This window comes from Streptococcus sp. SP8 (genome assembly GCF_030440045.1).
GTDB classification, from domain to species: domain Bacteria; phylum Bacillota; class Bacilli; order Lactobacillales; family Streptococcaceae; genus Streptococcus; species Streptococcus parasanguinis_I.
Map to the genome: position 1 here is coordinate 180,421 of NZ_JAQFJL010000001.1, position 21,130 is coordinate 201,550.

Annotated in this window: 21 protein-coding genes and 3 tRNA genes; 8 read left to right on the plus strand and 16 right to left on the minus strand. The window is 42.0% G+C overall.

Translation table 11 applies throughout. The features are described from left to right. Positions 1 to 51 precede the first annotated feature (51 nt). A complete protein-coding gene (locus tag PCY11_RS00840; protein WP_023918049.1) occupies positions 52 to 399 on the plus strand; it encodes a thiol reductase thioredoxin in 348 nt (115 codons plus the stop codon). 27 nt (positions 400 to 426) lie between these two features. On the opposite strand, the gene mutY is transcribed toward PCY11_RS00840, so the two are convergent. From mutY to PCY11_RS00865, 5 genes are all read right to left on the minus strand, one after another. Next, entirely contained in the window at positions 427 to 1,581 is a 1,155-nt protein-coding gene (mutY, locus tag PCY11_RS00845) for an A/G-specific adenine glycosylase (RefSeq protein WP_301362325.1), read from the minus strand. A gap of 92 nt (positions 1,582 to 1,673) precedes the next feature. Continuing rightward, positions 1,674 to 2,648, minus strand: coding sequence for a phosphate acetyltransferase (gene pta, locus PCY11_RS00850; RefSeq protein ID WP_049484047.1), 975 nt, complete (start codon positions 2,646 to 2,648; stop codon positions 1,674 to 1,676). A gap of 21 nt (positions 2,649 to 2,669) precedes the next feature. After that, a complete protein-coding gene (locus PCY11_RS00855) occupies positions 2,670 to 3,563 on the minus strand; it encodes an RluA family pseudouridine synthase (RefSeq protein WP_301362326.1) in 894 nt (297 codons plus the stop codon). Then, positions 3,560 to 4,378, minus strand: coding sequence for an NAD kinase (locus PCY11_RS00860; protein ID WP_282184817.1), 819 nt, complete (start codon positions 4,376 to 4,378; stop codon positions 3,560 to 3,562). The genes PCY11_RS00855 and PCY11_RS00860 overlap by 4 nt, the downstream gene beginning before the upstream one ends. Then, a complete protein-coding gene (locus tag PCY11_RS00865; RefSeq protein WP_003007189.1) occupies positions 4,362 to 5,033 on the minus strand; it encodes a GTP pyrophosphokinase family protein in 672 nt (223 codons plus the stop codon). The genes PCY11_RS00860 and PCY11_RS00865 overlap by 17 nt, the downstream gene beginning before the upstream one ends. Before the next feature lie 95 nt (positions 5,034 to 5,128). Here PCY11_RS00865 and PCY11_RS00870 point away from each other — a divergent pair, with 95 nt between their 5' ends. The 6 genes from PCY11_RS00870 (at position 5,129) to PCY11_RS00895 (ending at position 9,189) form a co-directional block, all read left to right on the plus strand. Continuing rightward, a complete protein-coding gene (locus PCY11_RS00870) occupies positions 5,129 to 5,686 on the plus strand; it encodes a CYTH domain-containing protein (RefSeq protein ID WP_301362327.1) in 558 nt (185 codons plus the stop codon). Between the two features lie 72 nt (positions 5,687 to 5,758). Beyond that, entirely contained in the window at positions 5,759 to 6,715 is a 957-nt protein-coding gene (locus tag PCY11_RS00875) for a ribose-phosphate diphosphokinase (RefSeq protein ID WP_024055731.1), read from the plus strand. 9 nt (positions 6,716 to 6,724) lie between these two features. Beyond that, positions 6,725 to 7,837, plus strand: coding sequence for a cysteine desulfurase family protein (locus PCY11_RS00880; RefSeq protein WP_049506211.1), 1,113 nt, complete (start codon positions 6,725 to 6,727; stop codon positions 7,835 to 7,837). A 9-nt stretch (positions 7,838 to 7,846) separates the two neighbouring features. Further along, entirely contained in the window at positions 7,847 to 8,194 is a 348-nt protein-coding gene (locus tag PCY11_RS00885; protein WP_003015156.1) for a DUF1831 domain-containing protein, read from the plus strand. 1 nt (position 8,195) lies between these two features. Continuing rightward, positions 8,196 to 8,411: a DUF4649 family protein gene (locus PCY11_RS00890; protein ID WP_003015144.1), complete on the plus strand. Its 216-nt coding sequence runs from the start codon at positions 8,196 to 8,198 to the stop codon at positions 8,409 to 8,411. Positions 8,412 to 8,541: 130 nt separating this feature from the next. After that, complete coding sequence (locus PCY11_RS00895) at positions 8,542 to 9,189, plus strand: redox-sensing transcriptional repressor Rex (protein WP_049506210.1); 648 nt, start codon at positions 8,542 to 8,544, stop codon at positions 9,187 to 9,189. 52 nt (positions 9,190 to 9,241) lie between these two features. On the opposite strand, the gene radC is transcribed toward PCY11_RS00895, so the two are convergent. The 4 genes from radC to gyrA form a co-directional block, all read right to left on the minus strand. After that, complete coding sequence (gene radC, locus PCY11_RS00900) at positions 9,242 to 9,925, minus strand: DNA repair protein RadC (RefSeq protein ID WP_070846282.1); 684 nt, start codon at positions 9,923 to 9,925, stop codon at positions 9,242 to 9,244. Between the two features lie 54 nt (positions 9,926 to 9,979). Then, on the minus strand, positions 9,980 to 10,258 hold the full coding sequence (locus tag PCY11_RS00905) for a porphobilinogen deaminase (RefSeq protein WP_301362328.1): 279 nt from the start codon (positions 10,256 to 10,258) through the stop codon (positions 9,980 to 9,982). 169 nt (positions 10,259 to 10,427) lie between these two features. Next, positions 10,428 to 11,171 (minus strand): class A sortase, encoded by a 744-nt coding sequence (locus tag PCY11_RS00910; protein WP_014713268.1) that lies wholly within the window; start codon positions 11,169 to 11,171, stop codon positions 10,428 to 10,430. A 13-nt stretch (positions 11,172 to 11,184) separates the two neighbouring features. Continuing rightward, complete coding sequence (gyrA, locus tag PCY11_RS00915; RefSeq protein WP_301362329.1) at positions 11,185 to 13,641, minus strand: DNA gyrase subunit A; 2,457 nt, start codon at positions 13,639 to 13,641, stop codon at positions 11,185 to 11,187. 198 nt (positions 13,642 to 13,839) lie between these two features. On the opposite strand from gyrA, the gene PCY11_RS00920 reads away from it, so the two are divergent. Continuing rightward, the gene (locus PCY11_RS00920; protein WP_003011805.1) at positions 13,840 to 14,826 is read left to right on the plus strand and encodes an L-lactate dehydrogenase; all 987 of its coding nucleotides are present in this window, start codon (positions 13,840 to 13,842) and stop codon (positions 14,824 to 14,826) included. A gap of 88 nt (positions 14,827 to 14,914) precedes the next feature. Here the strand turns inward: PCY11_RS00920 and PCY11_RS00925 are convergent. The 7 genes from PCY11_RS00925 to parC form a co-directional block, all read right to left on the minus strand. Then, a tRNA-Arg gene (locus PCY11_RS00925) sits at positions 14,915 to 14,986 on the minus strand. Positions 14,987 to 15,217: 231 nt separating this feature from the next. After that, positions 15,218 to 16,417: a 30S ribosomal protein S1 gene (gene rpsA, locus PCY11_RS00930; RefSeq protein ID WP_003011990.1), complete on the minus strand. Its 1,200-nt coding sequence runs from the start codon at positions 16,415 to 16,417 to the stop codon at positions 15,218 to 15,220. A gap of 168 nt (positions 16,418 to 16,585) precedes the next feature. Then, a tRNA-Gln gene (locus PCY11_RS00935) sits at positions 16,586 to 16,657 on the minus strand. A 49-nt stretch (positions 16,658 to 16,706) separates the two neighbouring features. After that, positions 16,707 to 16,787: transfer RNA gene (locus PCY11_RS00940), tRNA-Tyr, on the minus strand. A 52-nt stretch (positions 16,788 to 16,839) separates the two neighbouring features. Beyond that, positions 16,840 to 17,070 (minus strand): DUF2969 domain-containing protein, encoded by a 231-nt coding sequence (locus PCY11_RS00945; protein ID WP_301362330.1) that lies wholly within the window; start codon positions 17,068 to 17,070, stop codon positions 16,840 to 16,842. Positions 17,071 to 17,306: 236 nt separating this feature from the next. Next, positions 17,307 to 18,329 (minus strand): branched-chain amino acid aminotransferase, encoded by a 1,023-nt coding sequence (locus PCY11_RS00950; protein ID WP_301362331.1) that lies wholly within the window; start codon positions 18,327 to 18,329, stop codon positions 17,307 to 17,309. Positions 18,330 to 18,504: 175 nt separating this feature from the next. Beyond that, positions 18,505 to 20,958 carry a DNA topoisomerase IV subunit A gene (parC, locus tag PCY11_RS00955; protein ID WP_301362332.1) on the minus strand — a complete coding sequence of 818 codons (2,454 nt, stop codon included), beginning with the start codon at positions 20,956 to 20,958 and terminating at the stop codon, positions 18,505 to 18,507. Between the last annotated feature and the right edge of the window lie 172 nt (positions 20,959 to 21,130).

The window sequence follows — 21,130 nt, forward strand, 5'->3', positions numbered from 1 at the left end:
ATTTTATAGAAAATATGGCATACTAGACATAGAAGAAAGCGAGGTAATCTCATGGAACAATTTTTAGAAGATATTAAAGATCTTGAAGTCACAACTGTCGCGCGTGCGCAAGAAGCGATCGATCAAAAAGAAACAGCGACCTTCTTTATCGGACGCAAGACTTGCCCTTACTGCCGGAAGTTCGCTGCTAAATTAGCAACTGTCGTAGCTGAAACAAAAGCTCATATCTATTTTATTAATAGTGAAGAACCAAGTCAGCTAGACGCATTACAAGCCTTCCGCTCAACTTACGGCATCCCAACTGTCCCAGGATTTTTACATGTCGAATCTGGTGAAGTCAGTGTTCGTTGCGACTCATCCATGTCTGAAGAAGAAATCAAAGCATTCGCTCATCTATAAAAAAAATAGCTAGAGAATAATCTCTAGCTATTTTTCATTTTCCGTAAAAGTCGTCCAAATCTTTTGCTGGGGTTTAGCAAAAGGATAGTCCGAAAATTCTTCTGGTGTTAACCAAACAGTCGATTCACTTGCTGGTTGCTCTCCTTCTTTTACTAGGCCGTAACGAAGTTGAACCTGCCACTTGCGATGCGAAAAGACATGCTGGACGATAGGATACGATCTGTCCTGCCATTCAATAGCCAAGTCATAGTCTTGTTCAAAGGAAAGAATTTCTGGGTTGACTTCTGCATGACCTTGCCCATTCAGTAGGGATAATTGACCTAGGTTCTCAGATAGGCCATCCACTTCAATCAAGGGGAAATGCCAAAAACCAGATAAAAGCCCTTCTCGCTCATTTTTCTCCAGCAAGTAGCGGCCTTGACTATCCTTGATAATAAAAGCTGTTAGATAGACAGGTACAGGTTTCTTCTTAGGAGCCTTGATGGGATAACGATCCATGGTCCCATGTTGGTAGGACGCACTAAACTCCTTAACAGGACTCTCTTCCGGCCGTGGATTGACTGGCGATTCAATATCGGATCCCAAATCCATCAAAGCCTGATTAAAATCACCCGGCCGGGCCGGATCGATCAAGATTTCCATCATGGTTTGAAAAATCTTGCGATTGGTCGGAACTCCGATATCGTAGTCCACTTCAAACAAACGGGATAGAACACGCATGACATTGCCATCTACTGCTGGCTCTGCTAATCCAAAGGCAATACTAGCAATGGCACCAGCTGTATAAGGCCCAATTCCCTTAAGTTTTGAGATAGCCTCATAGCTTGATGGAAACACACCACCGTGATCTTCCATCATCTGCTGAGCAGCTTTCTGCATGTTGCGAACCCTTGAGTAATAGCCCAAGCCTTCCCATGCTTTTAAGAGCCTTTCTTCAGGAGCTTGAGCCAAATCAGCGACAGTTGGAAACCAGTCCAGAAAGCGCTCATAATAGGGAATAACCGTATCGACACGTGTCTGCTGGAGCATAATCTCTGAGATCCAAATTTTATAAGGATCCTGGGTCCTTCTCCAGGGGAGATCCCGTTTATGGGCATCATACCAGGCTAATAACTTTTCTCGGAAGGAAGCAATTTTTTCATCCTCCCACATGATAATCCCGTAATCTTTTAAATCCATCATATTCCTAGTATACCATAGAACGGCTTAGAGTTTAGAAATTCTGATTTTATAAAGAAAAAGGCTCAAGATCATCCTGAGCCTTTCAATCATTCTTATTGTTCTACTGCTTGTGCCGCTGTAATCAAGGTCAATTTGTACACGTCATCTGAATTACAGCCACGAGAGAGGTCGTTCACTGGTTTGTTCAACCCTTGCAAGACAGGACCTACCGCTGCAAACCCACCCAAACGTTCAGCCATCTTGTATCCAATGTTACCTGCCTCAATACCAGGGAAGATAAAGACATTGGCTTGTCCTGCCACCTTGCTTCCTGGAGCCTTCAAGGCTGCAGTTGCTGGGACAAAGGCTGCGTCAAATTGCAATTCCCCATCAATTTCAAGGTCTGGACGAAGTTCATGAGCAAGTTTAGTCGCTTCAACAACCTTATCAACACTTTCCCCAAAACCAGAGCCTTTGGTTGAATAGCTCAACATGGCAATTTTTGGATCAATGCCAAACATCTTAGCTGTGATAGCAGAGTTGATGGCGATTTCAGCCAAGCCTTCAGCATCTGGATTAATGTTGATGGCACAATCCCCGAACAAGTAGCGTTCGGATCCACGTACCATAAGGAAGGCACCAGAAGTCCGTTTGACATTTGGACGAGTTTTAATAATTTGAAGAGCTGGACGAACCGTTGCAGCTGTTGAGTGAATCGCACCTGACACCATCCCATCAACGATTCCCAGATGTACCAACATGACACCAAAGTAGTTGACATCGTCTTTCAAGATTTGACGTGCTTCTTCTTCTGTCATTTTTCCCTTACGACGATCTACCAAGGAAGCTACCATCTCTTCAAAACCTGGATAAGAATGCGGATCAATGACTTCATATCCATCCAAAACCCCTTCAATTTCAAGGTAAATCCGAATTTTATCCGGATTACCAAGCAAAACAGGGGTTACCTCTGTCTCCTTTACAAGGCGTTTGGTCGCTTGGAGAATACGAGGCTCTTCACCTTCTGGTAATACAATACGTGCATTCTTACCAACGAGGTTGGCTTTGAGATTTTCGAAAACTTCCATGAGTTTTACTCCTTTTAATAATTAATAACTAGTTTGAAGCTGTGTTAATACAGCTTGGAAATCTGGAGGCAGTGGACTTTCTATGACCAATTCTTCCTCTAGAAATGGATGATAATAGGATAGACGATGACAATGAAGGGCTTGGCGCTCAATGCCGTCTTCTAAACTGCCGCCATAGAGATCATCTCCCAAGAGCGGAAAACCAATATGGGAAAAATGAACGCGGATCTGGTGGGTTCGACCTGTGTGTAACTGAATAACCACTAGGTGAATATCACCAAAAGATTGAACAACCTGGTAGCTTGTATGAGCATACTTGCCACCTTTAGCTACCTTTCGGGTGATAATTGAATCTTCATCACGCGCAATCGGAGCAATAATCTCTCCAACAGGGTCTAATGACCCTTCTCCCTTAATCAGGGCATAATAGCGTTTCTGAATCGTTTTAGACTGCAATTGCTTATCCAAGCGAGCATGGGCATAGCCATGTTTGGCAAAGAGCATAACGCCACTTGTATCCTTGTCCAAACGAGTAACAATGTGAACCTGCTGGTTCTCGTAGTCCTGCTTCACATAGTAGCCCTTTACAAAATTTGCTAAGGTATTGGAATGAATCGCACTTGGAATCGATGCGATCCCAAAGGGTTTGTTTAAGACCAAAAAATGATCATCTTCAAACAAAATATCCAAAGGCCGATCCATGGGTTTTAGAGTTTCGAACCCTTCTTCTGCTGGAATATCAATGACCAAGCGATCCCCAATATCCAACAAATAAATCGCATTCTCCGGACGTCCATTGACAAGGATCTTGCCACCACGAAACTTAATCTTTGCTAAGAGGCCCTTAGAAACCTCGTGCTTTTTCAGGAAGGTCTTGACCTTGACATGCTCATCGACAATGAATTCAAATCTCATTCTCTATCATCTCCGATAAAGGCATCCTTGACCCGATTCCAGAAACTGGTGTGACTGGAGCTTGCCACAAAATTAATCTTATGGTTGTCAATCTGGTATTCTACCTTTGCAATATTGCGATAAGAATAGGTTGAATTGTCAACAGAGATAATGTGAAAGCCAGGTCTCGTCGGTGTAATCTCGATCTTATCCTTTTTAGGGACAATGACAGAAGAACCCAAGGTACGATAAACGCGGTTGTTGAGACTGGCGATCTCAGCGATTTGCAGCGCCTCAATAGTTGGGTGAAGGACTGCTCCTCCCAAGGATTTGTTGTAAGCCGTACTTCCTGTAGGAGTCGAAACAGTAATGCCGTCTCCTCTGAAGCGCTCAAAATCCACTCCATTAATCGTAAGATCGGCAACCATGGTTCGGTCGCTTCTCTTAATCGTTGCTTCGTTCAACGCTCTCATGGTACGGGTTTCCCCATTATCAAAAGTAATCTTGACATTCAAAATAGGGTAAGAAACCTTGGCACCTGTATCATATTTTAAATTCTCAACTAGCTTATCAATTTCACTGTCTAAGTAATCTGTATAGAATCCTAAGTGTCCGGTATGGACACCAACAAATCGCACCCGATCCAACTGGTGTTCATACTTGTGAAAGGCCGATAGCAACATCCCATCACCACCAATGGAAATCACAATATCCGGGTGCTTCTCCGTCAAAATAAAATTATTTTTCCGAAGCTTGTAGCGCAATTGCTGAAAAACCTCTTCACTTTGACGCTTTCGATTGCGAATAATGGATACTTTTTTACCTGTAGTCTTCATCTGTGTCATCACTATTTCCAACGCCATCATTTAACTTACGATGAAGTGGATCAAATAGAGCTTGAGCTTCCTGTATGGCATCCCGAATTGCTCCCATCTCTTCATCCAAAAGATAGGCCAAGTTGGCTGTCGTCTCTAAGCGTTTTTTGATCTCGTCTGGAAAGTCTCCTTTATATTTATAATTAAGCGAGTGTTCAATGGTTGCCCAAAAGTTCATGGACAAGGTCCGAATTTGAATCTCTGCTAAGATCGTCTCATTTCCATCAATGGTGTCAACCGGATACTCCACCACAACGTGGTAACTCCGATAGCCACTTGATTTCTTGTGGCGGATGTAATCTCGTTCTTGGACCACGCGCATATCCTGCCGTTGTCTCAGAACCTCAAGGATTTCGTCCACATCGTCTACAAATTGGACCATGATGCGAAGACCGGCAATATCTTGCATATCTTGGGCAAGATTCTCTTCAGAAATATTCCTGCGAGACATTTTTTCACGGATACTTTCAATCGGCTTAACCCGCCCTGTGACAAACTCAATTGGAGAATGTTTTTGTTGCTTACGATATTGCTTACGAATCCCACGCAGTTTAATTTTTAACTCTCCAACTGCTTGGATATAGGGGTCTAAGAAGTTTTCCCAATCAATTGCCATCCTACCACCTTGTAATCTGAACCATTTTTGTATACAATAAACACATCTCCTATTATATCATGAATCGCTTTCAAAAAAAAGCAAAGGATGACAAAATGAACCATTTAGAAATTGAATATAAAACCTTGTTGAATAAGCAAGAATACCAGTCCCTTCTCTCCCTTTTCACAGATACACCCTTAGTTATTCAAACGAATCACTATATTGATACGCCAGATCAGCTCATCCGTAAGGAAAAAATGGCTTTGCGGGTGCGTACTTTCACAGATCAGGCTGAATTGACTCTCAAGGTCCCTGAAGTAGTCGGTCACTTCGAATATAATCAAGACCTCAGCCCTGAAGAAACTGAGGCGATCCTCCAGCAACATGAATTTCCTGACGGAGAAATCAAAAACCTCTTAATCTCTAAAGAAATCTCTGTTGAGCAACTCGCTGTCTGGGGAAGCCTTACAACAGAACGATTCGAAAAAGAAACAGCTGCAGGATTGGTGGCACTAGACCACAGTCTCTATCTAGACACTGAAGATTATGAATTAGAAATCGAGGTCGAAACCGCTGAGCAGGAAGAAAATTTCCATCAGTTCATCAAAGAGCATGGAATCGTCTACAAAGCTGCAAAAAATAAAATCGCAAGATTGGCGGAAAGATTGTAAAATAGCTGAAATTATCGCAAATTTTTGCTAAAATAGTGTTAAGATCAAAAATCTAAATGAGGTTGGAATCACATGTCAGATAAAAAAAATATGAAGCTCTTCTCTCTCAATTCAAATCCAGAGATTGCGCAAAAAATCGCGGATCATGCTGGGGTTCCACTTGGGAAAATTTCATCCCGTCAATTCTCAGATGGTGAAATCCAAGTCAATATTGAGGAAAGTGTTCGTGGATATGATATTTATATCATTCAATCAACCAGTTTCCCTGTCAACAATCACTTGATGGAACTCTTAATTATGGTGGATGCTTGCCAACGGGCCAGCGCAAATACTGTCAATGTGGTCATGCCTTACTTCGGTTATGCTCGCCAAGACCGGACTGCTGCTCCTCGCGAACCAATTACTGCTAAGCTTGTCGCAAATATGTTGGTCAAAGCTGGGGTGGATCGTGTCGTCACTCTGGATCTCCATGCAGTGCAAGTCCAAGGTTTCTTCGATATTGCCGTGGATAACCTCTTTACCATTCCACTTTTTGCAGAACACTACATCAACAAAGGTCTAACTGGTCCTGATGTCGTAGTCGTCAGCCCTAAAAACTCTGGTGTCAAACGAGCTCGCAGTTTAGCAGAATATCTTGATGCACCGATTGCGATCATTGATTACGAGCAAGATGATGCGAACCGTGATTATGGCTATATTATCGGGGATGTCAAAGACAAGAAAGCGATCTTGATTGACGATATCCTCAATACTGGTAAGACATTCTCAGAAGCTGCGAAAATCGTCAAACGCGAAGGTGCTACTGAAATTTATGCTGTATCAAGCCATGGTTTATTTGTAAAAGGAGCTGTTGAATTATTAGACCAAGCTCCGATCAAAGAAATCTTAGTAACCGATTCTGTTGCTCCAAATGGACCAACACCAAAAAATATTAACTATCTGACAGCTAGCGAACTGATCGCTGAAGCTATTGTTCGCATTCAAGAAAGAAAACCTGTTAGTCCTCTATTTGCCTACCACAAGAAATAAGGTCTTAATGTGATATATTTTGATAATGCCGCAACAACTCCCCTTCTACCTGAAGTCATTGATAAAATGTCTGAAACTATGAAGACCACTTTTGGAAATCCATCGAGCCTTCATGCTCATGGACGGATGGCTAGTAAACTTCTCCGGGAATCTCGCGAGCAGATTGCTCAGTCTCTCCATACTCTTCCAAATCGTATTTTCTTCACTTCAGGTGGATCAGAAAGTAATAATACCGTTATAAAAGGCTACTGCTTGAAACACCAAGCAGATGGCAAACACATCATTACGACCGCTTTGGAACACCATGCGGTTCTAGAACCCATCGAATATCTTGTAGAACGTTTCGGTTTTGAAGTTACGATCGTCCAACCAAGAGTTGGACGCATTCTGGCTAGTGATATCAAGGCCGCTCTTAGACCGGATACTATTCTTGTCTCTACCATGTTTGCCAATAACGAGACTGGCGATCTTCTACCGATTAAAGAAATCGGAGAACTCTTAAAAGATCATCCAGCTGCCTTTCACGTTGATGCTGTCCAAGCAATCGGAAAGGTCCCTGTCTATCCCGAAGAGTTGGGAATTGATTTTCTCAGTGCTTCTGCCCACAAATTCCATGGACCAAAGGGAGTTGGTTTCCTTTATGCAGCTGTCCCAGACTTTGATAATCTCATCCATGGTGGGGATCAGGAAAGTAAGATGAGAGCCAGCACGGAAAATCTCATTTCTATTGTCGGGATGGCAACTGCGCTTCAGCAAGCTACACTTCATCAAGAAGAAAATTTCAACCAGGTTCAAAAACTTGGCCAGGAACTAGTCAATGGTTTAGCAGCCTACGACTACTACGTAAATGCGAATGACGATCATCTTCCATTTGTTTGGAACCTTGGCTTTCCGGGTGTCCAAAATGATGTATTATTGATGCGACTCGATCTTGCTGGAATTTCTGTCTCTACAGGTTCTGCTTGTACCGCCGGTACAGTTCAACCCAGCCATGTCCTTGAGGCGCTCTATGGAAAAGATAGCTCACGCCTAAAAGAATCCCTTCGAATTAGTTTTTCAGAACTCAATACCGTAGAGGAGGTTCAAGACTTCCTCTCAAAACTTAAAGAAATTTTATCATAGGAGAACAATATGGCTTTTGAAACAAGTGTTTCATTGAAAGACTGCAAATATACCTATAGTCTACACCCAAATGTTAAAAAATATACCTTACGTGACAATACATTTGCTGTTACAAAAGTTGGAAATTACGAGTTAAATCGTTTGCTCGAAGCTGTTCCAAATAGCGGTGAAGGCTTCTTGCTTAAAATTATCTTCAACAAAGACCTCACAGGTTTTAAAATCAATATTACAGATAAGTCTGGACTTCGTCTGGTGAATATCTTTAAAAATCCAGAAAATGACATTATCCAACAAAAATTTTATTTCCTAATGGATAGTCTTGTCGAAAGAGAAATTTTCAACAAAACAGAGGTCTAATATGGTAACCCTAACTTATATCGACGCTTACCAAGTAGAACGAATGACTACTTATCCCGACCTTGCAGCCTGCATCCTAGCATTTTCAGGCTGTGTAACCCTGCCTGACTCTTACTCAATTGTTTCCATTGAATACAAGGGTGAAAAACTCCCCTATAAGGGGAGAGTCGATGGGCTCTATGCTTTTTTGAAAAAGGTAGAGCAAGCTGAAAACTAAGCTGATGGTGATGGAACTCTCCCATCACCATCAGCTTTTTCTTTAGACAAAAATATTTTTGAAAAACCGTTCAAGATAGTTGATTTTTTCACAATCTTCCTATACAATAAGAGGGAAAGGTTGTGATATTGTGAAACATGATAAAAATACTCCAATTCCACGCGCAACAGCAAAACGCTTATCGCTCTACTACCGCATTTTTAAACGCTTTAACTCTGAAAAAATAGAGCGCGCCAATTCCAAGCAAATTGCGGATGCAATTGGGATTGACTCTGCTACTGTTCGCAGAGATTTTTCTTATTTTGGTGAATTGGGAAGACGTGGATTTGGTTATGATGTAAAAAAACTGATGAACTTCTTTGCAGATCTTTTAAATGACAATGCTATTACTAATGTCGCTATTGTTGGGATCGGAAATATGGGAAGCGCCCTTCTTAATTACCGTTTCCATGAGCGAAATAAAATGAAAATTGTCATGGCTTTTGATGTAGATGATCATGAACTGATTAATACCAAAAGTAAGGATGGGATCCCCATTTATGGGATTTCTACGATCAAAGAGAATCTCAAAAAAGAAGGCATTCAAACAGCCATTCTAACTGTTCCAAGTGTTAAGGCTCAAGAAGTTGCTAGTCTTTTAGTAGATGCTGGTGTCAAAGGAATTCTAAGCTTTTCTCCAGTCCATCTGACAGTTCCTAAAGAGGTTGTTGTCCAATATGTCGATCTTACTAGTGAATTGCAAACACTTCTTTATTTTATGCGTAAAAACGAAGAATAAAGACTTATACTTCAACAACAAAAAGGTTGGAACAAGAAGGTTCCAACCTTTTTTATACCAAATAATCCGTTTCTTCTCGATAACTATAGTAGTTTTCTTCGGATACAATCAAATGATCCAATAGGGTCAACCCCATTACTTCACAGGCCTCTAAGACTCGCTGAGTGACTTCATCATCATTTTTACTGGGGAACACAGCACCAGATGGATGATTGTGAGCCAAGATGATGGAGGTTGCCATGTGTTTTAGGGCATAATGCAGGATTTCACGTGGCTCCGCAATACTTCTATTCACGGTTCCAATAAAAATGGTCTGTTGATGAATAATTTCATTCTGCGTATTTAAATAGAGGGCAACTAGGTGCTCCTGTTTCTTATGGCCGATTTCCTGTTGTATTTTATGGGCCAATTTCTGGCTGCTCATGATCTGTTCAGAACTCATTAATTCATCTTTATGAATCCTTCGTCCAAACTCAATCACAGCCTGAAGTTCGATGGCCTTCACCCGGCCAATGCCAGATATTTCCTGTAGCTCCTCTAGGGTTAATTGACTTAACTCCTTTAAACTATTAACCGAACTCAAGAGACCTTGTGCAATCTCATAAACGCTTTTTTGCTTATTGCCTGTCCGTAAGAGAATGGATAACAATTCTTGATGACTCAGCTTATCTACCCCTTCAGAAACCAAACGTTCTCTAGGAAGCAAAGATGGTTCAATAAATGATATGTCGTACATAATTTCCTCCTCACTTATTAATTCGTAATAAATTGAGAAAATAACGACCTTTCATTATTTACAGGCGATTTCTTGCTTCAAATCATCTAACACTAAGGCTTCATCTTTATTAAAGCGGATCTGATAACCTGTTTGAACTTGTTCAAGCTCCTTTAAAAACTGTTGAATTTCACAGCGGATCAAGTACTCCTGACTCTGAGGAATGGCTTCTAAGGTTTGGTAGACTTGCTCTACTTCGTAGATTCCTTTCGTAATTAATCCATTTCGTGGAAAATCATTTATTAAGAGATTATAGAAATGATGCAAGTGATGATAAATTCGCTCTTTTGTCACTATTCTACCTCCTTATCATACTCTTTCTCCTCTATTATATACTGATTTTCCCTCAATATTATGACAAGTTCCTTACATTATATTACCAATCTCTTACAATTTTACAAGAATTTCTCCTATCTTCCTACATAGAAAAAGCCCAGACATCTCTGTCTCGGGCTTTATTTTCTTAGAGTTGCATTTGATTATAAGACTTGCTGAATGAATCCAGGATGTCCTTTGGAGCCTTGTCATAGTCAACAGAGGTTTCCAAGTTTCCTTTTACAATCGTTCGGTAAGTCGCTGCAGCATCCTCACAGGTCACCAAGGTGATTTCATTGACACCTTCACGATCTTGAATGACATCTACACGGTCTGGAGTCACTGTCTCAACAGACGAGATGACATAAGTATAGATTTTTTCTTTGTCCGTGATGTAGATCTTCATACCAGCCTTGGCTTTCTCTAATGGTGAGAACAGCATGGCATTTGCTCCAGTAAGGCCAAATACGTGGTGACTAGCAAGAGAATAATTGCCTTGTCCCATGACTTGGTTTTCCTTCATAGTCCCTGCTCCATAGTAAAGGGCTACGTTTTCAAGTCCTTTAAAAATTGGAAGGTTCATGTTCAATTCAGGAATCGAAATCCCCCCAATTACAGGAAGTTTTTGAGCTTGCCATTGGGCATTGATCACGGCTTCCGTCGAGAGTGACTGGACATGTTGGAAATCAAAGCTCGTCTTCACTTCTTTGTTTTTATCAATAGTCTTTTTATCGACCTTGCTAACCTGATATTGGTTGGTATGCCAAACCATGATCATATTGCGGATCGGAGCATTGAAAATTAAGAGAAGCGAGAGAATAATCAAAAGTGTTGCAACGATGTTGATAAGAGTATTACGTAAACTCTTTTTCTTTTTTCTTTTGCGTGACATGCTGTCCCCTTATCTATTCGTTTTCTTCCACTACTTCTTCATCTTTTTCATCAGCTTGTACAGTTGTAAAGGTCACAATTTTCGCATCCTGATCCAGTCTCATGACTTTCACACCCTGAGTCGAACGACCCGTTTGAGAAATGTTAGCCACACCTGTCCGGATCATAACTCCGGTATCGGTAATGATCATCAGATCTTCATCCCCTTTAACGGTTAAAAGACCAGCTAACGGACCATTTTTCTCTGTAATATTGGCTGTTTTGATTCCTTTACCACCACGGCCCTTGGTTGGGTATTCGCCAGCCATTGTCCGCTTACCATACCCTTTTTCAGTAATGACCAATACTTCGTCCTGGTCGGTGATAACACTTGCCCCAACAACCTTGTCTCCATCACGGAGATTCACACCACGTACACCTGTAGCAGAACGTCCCATATTCCGAACTACTGCCTCATTAAAGCGGACTGAATATCCATATTTGGTACCGATAATGACATCAGTATTGCCATCTGTAAGGAAGACATTGATCAATTCATCCTCGTCCCGTAGGTTCAGAGCTTTCAGACCGTTCTGACGGATATTTGAAAATTCTGCTACGTTAGTGCGCTTAACTACACCTTGTCGCGTCGTAAAGAAGAGATAAGCCTCATCACTGCGATCTTGCTCCACATTGATAATGGTTTGAATCGATTCACCTTCGTCCAATTTTAGGAGGTTGACAATTGGCAATCCCTTAGCTGTCCGACCATATTCTGGAATCTCATAGCCTTTTAGACGATAGACACGCCCCTTATTGGTAAAGAAGAGCAAATGATCATGGGTGCTCGTAGAAACCAATTCACGAACAAAGTCATCGTCCTTCACACCGGTTCCTTGGACCCCACGTCCACCACGTTTTTGTGCAGTAAATTCAGCTTGGTCCAAACGTTTGATGTATCCTTTATTAGAAAGGGTAATTAAGACATCTGTTTCTTCAATCAAGTCCTCATCTTCAAGAGAAAGAACTTCCCCTACCATCAACTCAGTTCGACGAGCATCGCCAAACTTGCGTTTGACTTCTTCTAATTCTTCCTTGATGATAGTCGCCACACGCTCTGGTTTAGCCAAAATATCAGCCAAATCAGCAATCAGGGCAACCAAGTCGTCATATTCACTCTGGATCTTGTCTCGTTCCAAACCGGTCAAACGACGAAGACGCATGTCCAAAATGGCTTGACTTTGACGTTCAGAGAGCTTGAACTTAGCCATCAACTCAGCTTGTGCTTCAGCGTCTGTCTGGCTATTGCGGATGATTCGGATTACTTCATCAATGTGATCCAAGGCAATGAGCAAGCCTTCTAAAATATGGGCACGAGCTTCAGCTTTTTCTTTATCAAAGATGGTCCGGCGAGTCACCACTTCTGTTTGGTGCTCGATATACGCACCTAAAATTTGACGAAGAGAAAGGATCTTTGGAACACCGTTTTGAATCGCCAACATATTGAAGCCAAAGTTGGTTTGCATTTGCGTCATCTTAAATAGGTTGTTCAAAATGACATTAGCCGAAGCATCCCTACGAACCTCGATCACAAATCGAACCCCTTCACGGTTAGACTCATCACGTACAGCTGTAATCCCTTCGATCCGTTTTTCTTGCACCAAGCGAACGATATGTTCGTGAACCTTGGTTTTGTTGACCATATAAGGGAACTCGGTAACGACAATCCGTTCACGACCACTCTTGGTCACTTCAATCTCTGTACGAGAGCGAAGAACAATTGAACCTTTCCCTGTTTCATAGGCCTTATGAATACCTGATTTCCCCATGACCAAGGCTCCGGTTGGAAAATCTGGACCAGGCAGCACTTCCATGAGTTCACGAGTGGTCACTTCAGGATTGTCCATCATCAATTTGACGGCATCTATTGTTTCACCGAGATTATGAGGTGGAATATTGGTAGCCATCCCAACGGCAATCCCTGTAGCTCCATTCACAAGAAGGTTAGGGAAGCGTGCTGGTAGCACCATGGGCTCCCGCTCACTGGCATCATAGTTATCTGCAAAATCAACTGTATTCTTATTGATATCCCGCAACATTTCAAGAGCAATCTTACTCATACGAGCTTCGGTATACCGTTGTGCAGCGGCGCCATCACCGTCCATAGAACCAAAGTTACCATGGCCATCCACTAACATGTAACGGTAACTCCACCATTGCGCCATCCGAACCATGGCTTCATAAATTGAGAAGTCCCCGTGTGGGTGGTATTTACCCATAACATCCCCTGTGATACGAGCTGACTTTTTATGCGGTTTATCAGGCGTGACACCCAATTCATTCATACCGTACAAAATACGTCGGTGAACGGGTTTTAAGCCATCACGAACATCAGGGAGGGCACGAGCTACGATAACACTCATCGCATAATCAATAAAACTCGTCTTCATTTCTGATGTTAAATTCACATCAATTAGATTCTTATCCTGCATTCAAAAAATGCCTCTCTTTACTTAATTCACCATACTATTATAACACATTTTAGCCTTTTTTTCTGCTATGGAACACAAATGTAAAAACGTTTACATCAAGGATTCATACTGTTTCAGATGACAAAGACTTTCAAAAGTGGTAGAATGAAAACGTACGAGAATCTATCTCAAAAAAATAAGAAGGAGACGTTTAGACTCATGACTTTGACTAAACAACACAAAAAAGTTATCCTTGTCGGTGACGGTGCTGTAGGTTCATCTTACGCTTTTGCACTTGTTAACCAAGGAATTGCACAAGAGCTTGGAATTATCGAAATTCCTCAATTGCATGAAAAAGCTGTCGGAGATGCGCTTGACCTTAGCCACGCCCTTGCCTTCACTTCACCTAAGAAGATCTATGCGGCTGAGTACGCTGACTGTGCAGACGCTGACCTTGTTGTAATTACTGCAGGCGCTCCTCAAAAACCGGGTGAAACTCGTCTTGATCTTGTTGGTAAAAACCTTGCCATTAACAAATCAATCGTAACACAAGTTGTTGAATCAGGATTTAACGGAATCTTCCTCGTAGCTGCTAACCCAGTTGACGTGTTGACATACTCTACATGGAAATTCTCTGGATTCCCTAAAGAACGCGTTATCGGTTCAGGTACTTCACTTGACTCAGCTCGTTTCCGTCAAGCTTTGGCTGAAAAATTGGATGTGGACGCTCGTTCAGTACACGCCTACATCATGGGTGAACACGGTGACTCAGAATTCGCTGTATGGTCACACGCTAACATCGCTGGTGTAAACCTTGAAGAATTCCTTAAAGACACTCAAAACGTTAAAGAAACTGAATTGATTGAATTGTTCGAAGGCGTTCGTGATGCTGCTTACACCATTATCAACAAAAAAGGTGCTACTTACTATGGTATCGCCGTTGCCCTTGCTCGTATTACTAAAGCAATCCTTGATGATGAAAATGCAGTACTTCCACTTTCTGTATTCCAAGAAGGTCAATACGGAATCAAAGACGTCTTCATCGGTCAACCAGCTGTTGTTGGAGCACACGGTATTGTACGTCCAGTAAACATTCCATTGAATGATGCAGAACTTCAAAAAATGCACGCTTCTGCTAAAGAATTGAAAGCAATTATTGATGAAGCATGGAAAAACCCTGAATTCCAAGAAGCATCAAAAAACTAATCTGATTGGAAAAGACTCTCAAATTTCGAGAGTCTTTTTTAATTGAATAAAAAAATAAAAGGCTGAGAACACTCAACCTTTTCTTCTTTCCACCCTGAGGGAATCGAACCCCCATCTCAAGAACCGGAATCTTACGTGATATCCATTACACTAAGGGTGGCAACTGTTATAGTATATCAAATTCTTGAGAATTTTACAAGTAAAAAAGAGAGTGGGACAGAAATCGGTAATTCGTTAGAATTCGATTTCGTTGTCCCACCTCCGCACAGTTGAGTAGGGCTGTAAAAGCTGATGAGATCAGCGTAGTAGAGCCCACTCAACCCCTGCGTCTTGCTCGACAATCCAAAAACAATTGAGAGGCTAGGACTTTTGTCCTAGCCTCTTTTGAATATTACAATTCGATATCGCCAAACAAGTCAGCCATTGAGAATCCAGTTTGAGTTTCTGGAAGATCAAAGTCGCGTTTTTCTTGTTTTGGACGACGTGGACGAGATTGACGTTTTTCTTGTTTTTCGCCTTCTTCTTGAGCTGGACGTTCTTCAAGAGCTTTGATAGAAAGTGATACACGTTCATCTGCAGCATTTACTTCAAGAACTTTAACAGTTACTTCTTGTCCAACTTTAAGAACATCTTTTGGATTTTCAACACGTTTGTGTGAAATTTGTGAGATGTGTACAAGTCCGTCGATACCTGGCAATACTTCAACGAATGCACCGAAGTCAGTCAAACGTTTAACAGTTCCTTCGATAACATCACCAGCAGCCAATTTTTGTTCAACGCCATCCCAAGGTCCAGGTGTTGTAGCTTTCAATGAAAGTGATACACGACCTTCTTCTTCGTTCAAGTCAAGAACTTTCACTTGGATTTCTTCACCTACAGTTACAACTGATTTAGGTGATACGTTGCGTTCGTGTGACAATTCTGTCAAGTGAACCAATCCATCAACACCACCAAGGTCGATGAAAGCACCGAAGCTTGTGATACGTGCAACTTTACCAGTTACGACATCGCCAACGTTCAATTTACCAAATACTTCTGCGCGTGCTGCAGCTGATTCAGCTTCAACAACTTCACGACGTGAAAGGATAAAGCGGTTTTCTTTTGGATCTACTTCTTTGATTTTAGCATCAAATTCTTGACCTACGAAACGTTCAGTGTTACGTACAAAACGAGTATCAAGCATTGAAGCTGGAATAAATCCACGAAGTCCTTCAAATTCTACTGAAAGTCCGCCCTTAACAGCGCGAGTTCCTTTAACAGTAACAACTTCTTCTTCACGTCCAACCAATTTGTCCCATGCTTTGCGAGCTTCCAAACGTTTTTTAGATACAAGGTAAGTTACTGTATCAGTATCTTTACCAACTACTTGACGAAGAACAAGCAATTCAAGTGTTTCACCTGGTTTTACCAAGTCATTGATGTCAGCATCACGATCGTTTGTCAATTCGCGAAGAGTCAAAACACCTTCGACACCAGTTCCAGAGATTGCAACGTTAGCTTGGTTCGCGTCAACTGTCAATACTTCAGCAGTAACAACGTCACCTGGTTCAACTTGGCTAACACTGTTTAGCAAATCTTCAAATTCATTCATCTAAAAAATCCTCCAACAATCAAGTTTTCTAAAACTTGACATACTTATAATTATTTTTCCTAAGCAAGCACTCGCAACGAAATCAAAATGATCTACAACGACTTCTTCATATAAAGAAATAAAATACCTGGATAGATATTTTACCACCTTATCTGATATTACCTAGAACTGGGGTAGCTGGATTCGAACCAACGCATGAGGGAGTCAAAGTCCCTTGCCTTACCGCTTGGCTATACCCCAAAAAGAGCGCTGACATTAGTCACTTTATCATCGTCAAAATGAACGCTAATGGAGAGAGAGGGATTCGAACCCCCGAACCCGAAGGAGCGGATTTACAGTCCGCCGCGTTTAGCCTCTTCGCTATCTCTCCATATAAATCAACAGGATCTATTATACCATTGATTTATTTTGATTGCAAGCCCTTATTTATTCAAATTATAATTTTCTATTAAAATTTCAACAGCTTTTTCAAGTTTTTTGTAAAGAGAATCCACATTTCCATTTTTGATAATGGCAAACTGACCTGCCATGTCTGCAATTTCCCCAATCGCTTTCTTTCCAATGGACAAAGTGAATCCATCAAAAGTGTCTTTTCCGACGGTTACTTTACTATCAACGATTTGAATCTCAATTTTCTTATCTTTTTTACTCATTTCAACCCTCTTTTCACTTTTTCTATTTTACAAAAATTCTCTTGATGACGCAAGAGAAAAGGGAGTGAGACAGAAAGAATTTAGATAGAAATTCCTTCTTTATCCCACCCCCGCAAGAGTCATTCGTCACTCTTTTATTCCTAAAAGCGAATGAAGAGAAACATTAGCTACTGCGTTCTTTCGTTAAGACTCGTTCTCATTGAAATCTGGACACATTGCTCTCAGACGCTTTCGGTTTAATCGACTTTGACAATCCATCCTTCTGGTGCTTCGACATCACCAAATTGGATACCGGTCAACTCGTCATAAAGCTTCCGTGTGACAGGACCTACTTCTGTTTCAGAATAGAAGACATGGAAGTCATCCCCGTGTTGAACACCTCCGATTGGAGATATCACAGCTGCGGTACCGCAAGCTCCTGCTTCTACAAAGCGATCCAAGTCATTGATAAAGACATCCCCTTCAATTGGTGTCATACCAAGACGGTGTTCTGCCAAGTAAAGCAAAGAGTACTTGGTGATCGATGGCAAGATAGACGGACTCAATGGTGTCACAAATTCGTTATTAGCAGTGATACCAAAGAAGTTTGCAGAACCAACTTCTTCAATCTTGGTGTGCGTCGCTGGATCGAGGTAAATCACGTCTGAGAAGTTACGATCATGCGCAATCTTACCTGGCAACATACTAGCTGCGTAATTCCCACCAACTTTTGCAGCCCCTGTACCATGTGGTGCAGCACGGTCATACTCGTCTTGAATCAAGAAGTTCGTTGGAACCAAACCACCTTTAAAGTAGTTACCGACAGGCATGGCAAAGATGGTAAAGATATACTCATCTGCTGGGTGCACACCAATAATATCACCAACCCCAATCAAAAGTGGACGAAGGTAAAGGGTAGCTCCAGTACCATATGGTGGAACATACTCTTCATTGGCTTTCACCACTGCCTTACAAGCATCCACAAACATGTCGACAGGTACTTGAGGCATCAGCAAACGATCAGCCGTGCGTTGCAAACGTTTAGCGTTTTGATCTGGACGGAACAATTGGACGCTTCCATCTTTTGTACGGTAAGCTTTCAACCCTTCAAAGGCTTGCTGACCGTAATGCAAACTTGGAGAAGATTCGGACAAATGCAAGGTCGCATCTTCTGTCAATTCTCCTTTTTCCCAAGCTCCATTGCGATAATGTGCCAAATAGCGATAGGGTAATTTCATATATGAAAAGCCAAGGTTTTCCCAATCAAGTGATACTGTCATGATAGTGCTCCTTTTTATTCTTTCTATTCCTTGTCGATCTGATGCAGGTCGATTCAGTTTCTCAATCTATGTACACTATTGTACACCATTTCATGAGAATTTCAAGCGAAATTTTCAATTTTCAGAAAATTTATTTTTAAAGAAAGTCAGTCCTAGAATGGACCGACGCTTTCTTTTATTTGATAGTAGCTGAAAAAACTTCTTGATCCGAAATGGTATCGCTGACAAAGGATCCATTGCTTGTTCTTTCAGAAATGCTTAATTGTGTCAAATCAACTTCTGTCACCTGACCTATTGTAGAAGTGATCTGAAGGATTTGATCTTGTTCTGCCACTTCTTCTTGGCTCGTAAAGAGATCAAAATCTCCCTGGTCAGTGAAGACTGGACCTGCCTTGAAGACGCGATGTGGTTTATTTTTCAACTCACGCAAGACCTGTAGTCCCCTTTTAGCTCGACTGGTCACAGGAATATCGTCTTGTAACATCCGTTTGAGGCTGCCTCGTTGAGTCAGAATGTACATGCTTGGAGTTGTCGACTTAAAGGCGGCAGCAACTTGATCTCCGTCTTTGAGGTTAATGGCTTTGACCCCTGCTGCTTTGGCTCCTACGACAGGAACCTCTTCAATATTAAAGCGCAACCCGTACCCATTTTTAGTAATGATCATGATATCTTCCAGGACAACTGGCGCAACCGCTACGATACGGTCGTCTTGGTCTTTGAGCTTAGCATACTTAGTCGATTTAGAACGATAAGTCCGCCATGGGCTCAATTCTTTGCGTTCAAATCGCTTGATTTGTCCTTGTTGAGTTGCTGCAAAGTAGGTTACTCCCTCAAACTGATCCACAATCTCCGTAAAGAGAATTTCTTCCTCTTGCTCGAAATTGGTCAAGGTCTGACTGAGGTGCTCTCCGATATCCTTCCACTTGGTATCTGTCAATTCGTGAATTGGTCGATAAATGGCATTCCCCAAGTTGGTAAAGAGTAAGAGATGCTGAGTGGTCTTAGCAGGCTCTACGAAAATCAACTCGTCATCGTCCCGCTTACCGACTTCTTCCAGTGTTGAGGCATTAAAAGAACGAGGCGAGGTTCGTTTGATATATCCAGCACGGGTCACACTTACGAAGGTTTCCTCTTCAACAATGAGACTGGCTGTATCAATCTCGATCGTTTTAGCAGTGTCTTGCAATTCACTGCGACGCGGATTCCCAAAGAGCTTCTTGACTTCACGCAATTCCTTCTTCATGAGATTGAACATGGTCCGTTCATCCCCAATGATGGCTGCCAAGGTCGCGATTTGCTCCTTGAGACTGGCATGTTCTTCTTCCAAGGTCACGATATCTGTATTGGTCAAACGGTACAATTGCAAGGTAACAATAGCTTCTGCTTGTTCTTCCGTGAAATCGTAGCTGACCTTGAGGTTTTCTTTAGCATCTGCCTTATTATCAGAAGCACGGATCAAGGCAATCACTTCATCCAGGATGGAAATGACGCGGATCAAGCCCTCTACGATGTGGAGACGTCGTTCGGCTTTTTCCTTGTCAAAGCGCGAGCGAGAGACAATGATATCCCGACGGTGAGCAATGTAGCTAGAGAGAATCGGTACAATCCCCACTTGTCGAGGGGTATAATTGTCAATCGCCACCATATTGAAGTTGTAGTTGACCTGCAAGTCTGTGTACTTGAACAAGTAGTTCAAGATTAGATCGGCATTGGCGTCTTTCTTCAGCTCAATGGCAATGCGAAGACCATCCCGGTCAGACTCATCCCGGACTTCCGCAATACCGGCCACCTTGTTGTTAACACGGACATCGTCGATCTTCTTGACCAAGACTGCCTTGTTGATCTCATAAGGGATCTCGGTAACAACGATTTGCTGCTTACCGCCTTTGAGCTGCTCGATCTCTGTCTTAGAGCGGACAACCACCCGACCCTTACCAGTTTCATAGGCTTTCTTGATCTCATCCCGTCCCTGGATAATGGCACCAGTTGGGAAATCCGGTCCAGGTAGAAACTCCATGAGCTTGTCTACCTTGGCAGATGGATGGTCGATCATGTAGACCACGGCATCGATGACTTCAGCAAGGTTGTGTGGCGGAATATCTGTCGCGTAACCAGCTGAAATCCCTGTTGCCCCATTGACCAAGAGATTTGGAAAGGCTGCCGGCAAAACAGTTGGCTCTTTTTCAGTATCATCAAAGTTCCAGGCAAACGGCACTGTGTTCTTTTCGATATCTTGCAAAAGATAACCCGCAATTTCAGACAAACGCGCCTCGGTATAACGCATGGCCGCTGGTGGATCACCATCCATGGAACCATTGTTTCCGTGCATTTCTACAAGGATCTCGCGGTTTTTCCAGTCCTGAGACATGCGGACCATGGCATCATAAATAGAATAATCCCCATGAGGATGAAAATTCCCCATGATATTTCCGACAGACTTGGCAGACTTGCGGTAGCCCTTGTCATGGGTATTGCCGTCCTTATTCATAGAATAAAGAATCCGCCGTTGAACAGGTTTCAAGCCATCCCGAATATCAGGAAGAGCCCGTTCTTGAATAATGTATTTGGAGTAGCGACCAAAGCGCTCCCCCATGATGTCCTCTAGGGACATATTTTGAATATTACTCATATAGGGTACAACGCCCGTAAAATGCAAAGGAAAATAGAAAATTTATCTTTTTCACACAGCACTTAGGGCGTGTTCAACTCCTTTCAAAGAATGTTGAGTAGTCTTTTAGGAAAAAGGAATTCGGTTACACCAAGTAACCAAACGTCCCTTTCTGATGTTTAAAATAGATTCA

Bases quoted from the DNA above. Each gene is read 5' to 3' on its own strand.
- PCY11_RS00840 (WP_023918049.1), top strand. From the start codon at position 52: ATGGAACAATTTTTAGAAGATATTAAAGATCTTGAAGTCACAACTGTC.
- mutY (WP_301362325.1), bottom strand. From the start codon at position 1,581: ATGATGGATTTAAAAGATTACGGGATTATCATGTGGGAGGATGAAAAA.
- pta (WP_049484047.1), bottom strand. From the start codon at position 2,648: ATGGAAGTTTTCGAAAATCTCAAAGCCAACCTCGTTGGTAAGAATGCA.
- PCY11_RS00855 (WP_301362326.1), bottom strand. From the start codon at position 3,563: ATGAGATTTGAATTCATTGTCGATGAGCATGTCAAGGTCAAGACCTTC.
- PCY11_RS00860 (WP_282184817.1), bottom strand. From the start codon at position 4,378: ATGAAGACTACAGGTAAAAAAGTATCCATTATTCGCAATCGAAAGCGT.
- PCY11_RS00865 (WP_003007189.1), bottom strand. From the start codon at position 5,033: ATGGCAATTGATTGGGAAAACTTCTTAGACCCCTATATCCAAGCAGTT.
- PCY11_RS00870 (WP_301362327.1), top strand. From the start codon at position 5,129: ATGAACCATTTAGAAATTGAATATAAAACCTTGTTGAATAAGCAAGAA.
- PCY11_RS00875 (WP_024055731.1), top strand. From the start codon at position 5,759: ATGTCAGATAAAAAAAATATGAAGCTCTTCTCTCTCAATTCAAATCCA.
- PCY11_RS00885 (WP_003015156.1), top strand. From the start codon at position 7,847: ATGGCTTTTGAAACAAGTGTTTCATTGAAAGACTGCAAATATACCTAT.
- PCY11_RS00890 (WP_003015144.1), top strand. From the start codon at position 8,196: ATGGTAACCCTAACTTATATCGACGCTTACCAAGTAGAACGAATGACT.
- radC (WP_070846282.1), bottom strand. From the start codon at position 9,925: ATGTACGACATATCATTTATTGAACCATCTTTGCTTCCTAGAGAACGT.
- PCY11_RS00910 (WP_014713268.1), bottom strand. From the start codon at position 11,171: ATGTCACGCAAAAGAAAAAAGAAAAAGAGTTTACGTAATACTCTTATC.
- gyrA (WP_301362329.1), bottom strand. From the start codon at position 13,641: ATGCAGGATAAGAATCTAATTGATGTGAATTTAACATCAGAAATGAAG.
- PCY11_RS00920 (WP_003011805.1), top strand. From the start codon at position 13,840: ATGACTTTGACTAAACAACACAAAAAAGTTATCCTTGTCGGTGACGGT.
- rpsA (WP_003011990.1), bottom strand. From the start codon at position 16,417: ATGAATGAATTTGAAGATTTGCTAAACAGTGTTAGCCAAGTTGAACCA.
- PCY11_RS00945 (WP_301362330.1), bottom strand. From the start codon at position 17,070: ATGAGTAAAAAAGATAAGAAAATTGAGATTCAAATCGTTGATAGTAAA.
- PCY11_RS00950 (WP_301362331.1), bottom strand. From the start codon at position 18,329: ATGACAGTATCACTTGATTGGGAAAACCTTGGCTTTTCATATATGAAA.
- parC (WP_301362332.1), bottom strand. From the start codon at position 20,958: ATGAGTAATATTCAAAATATGTCCCTAGAGGACATCATGGGGGAGCGC.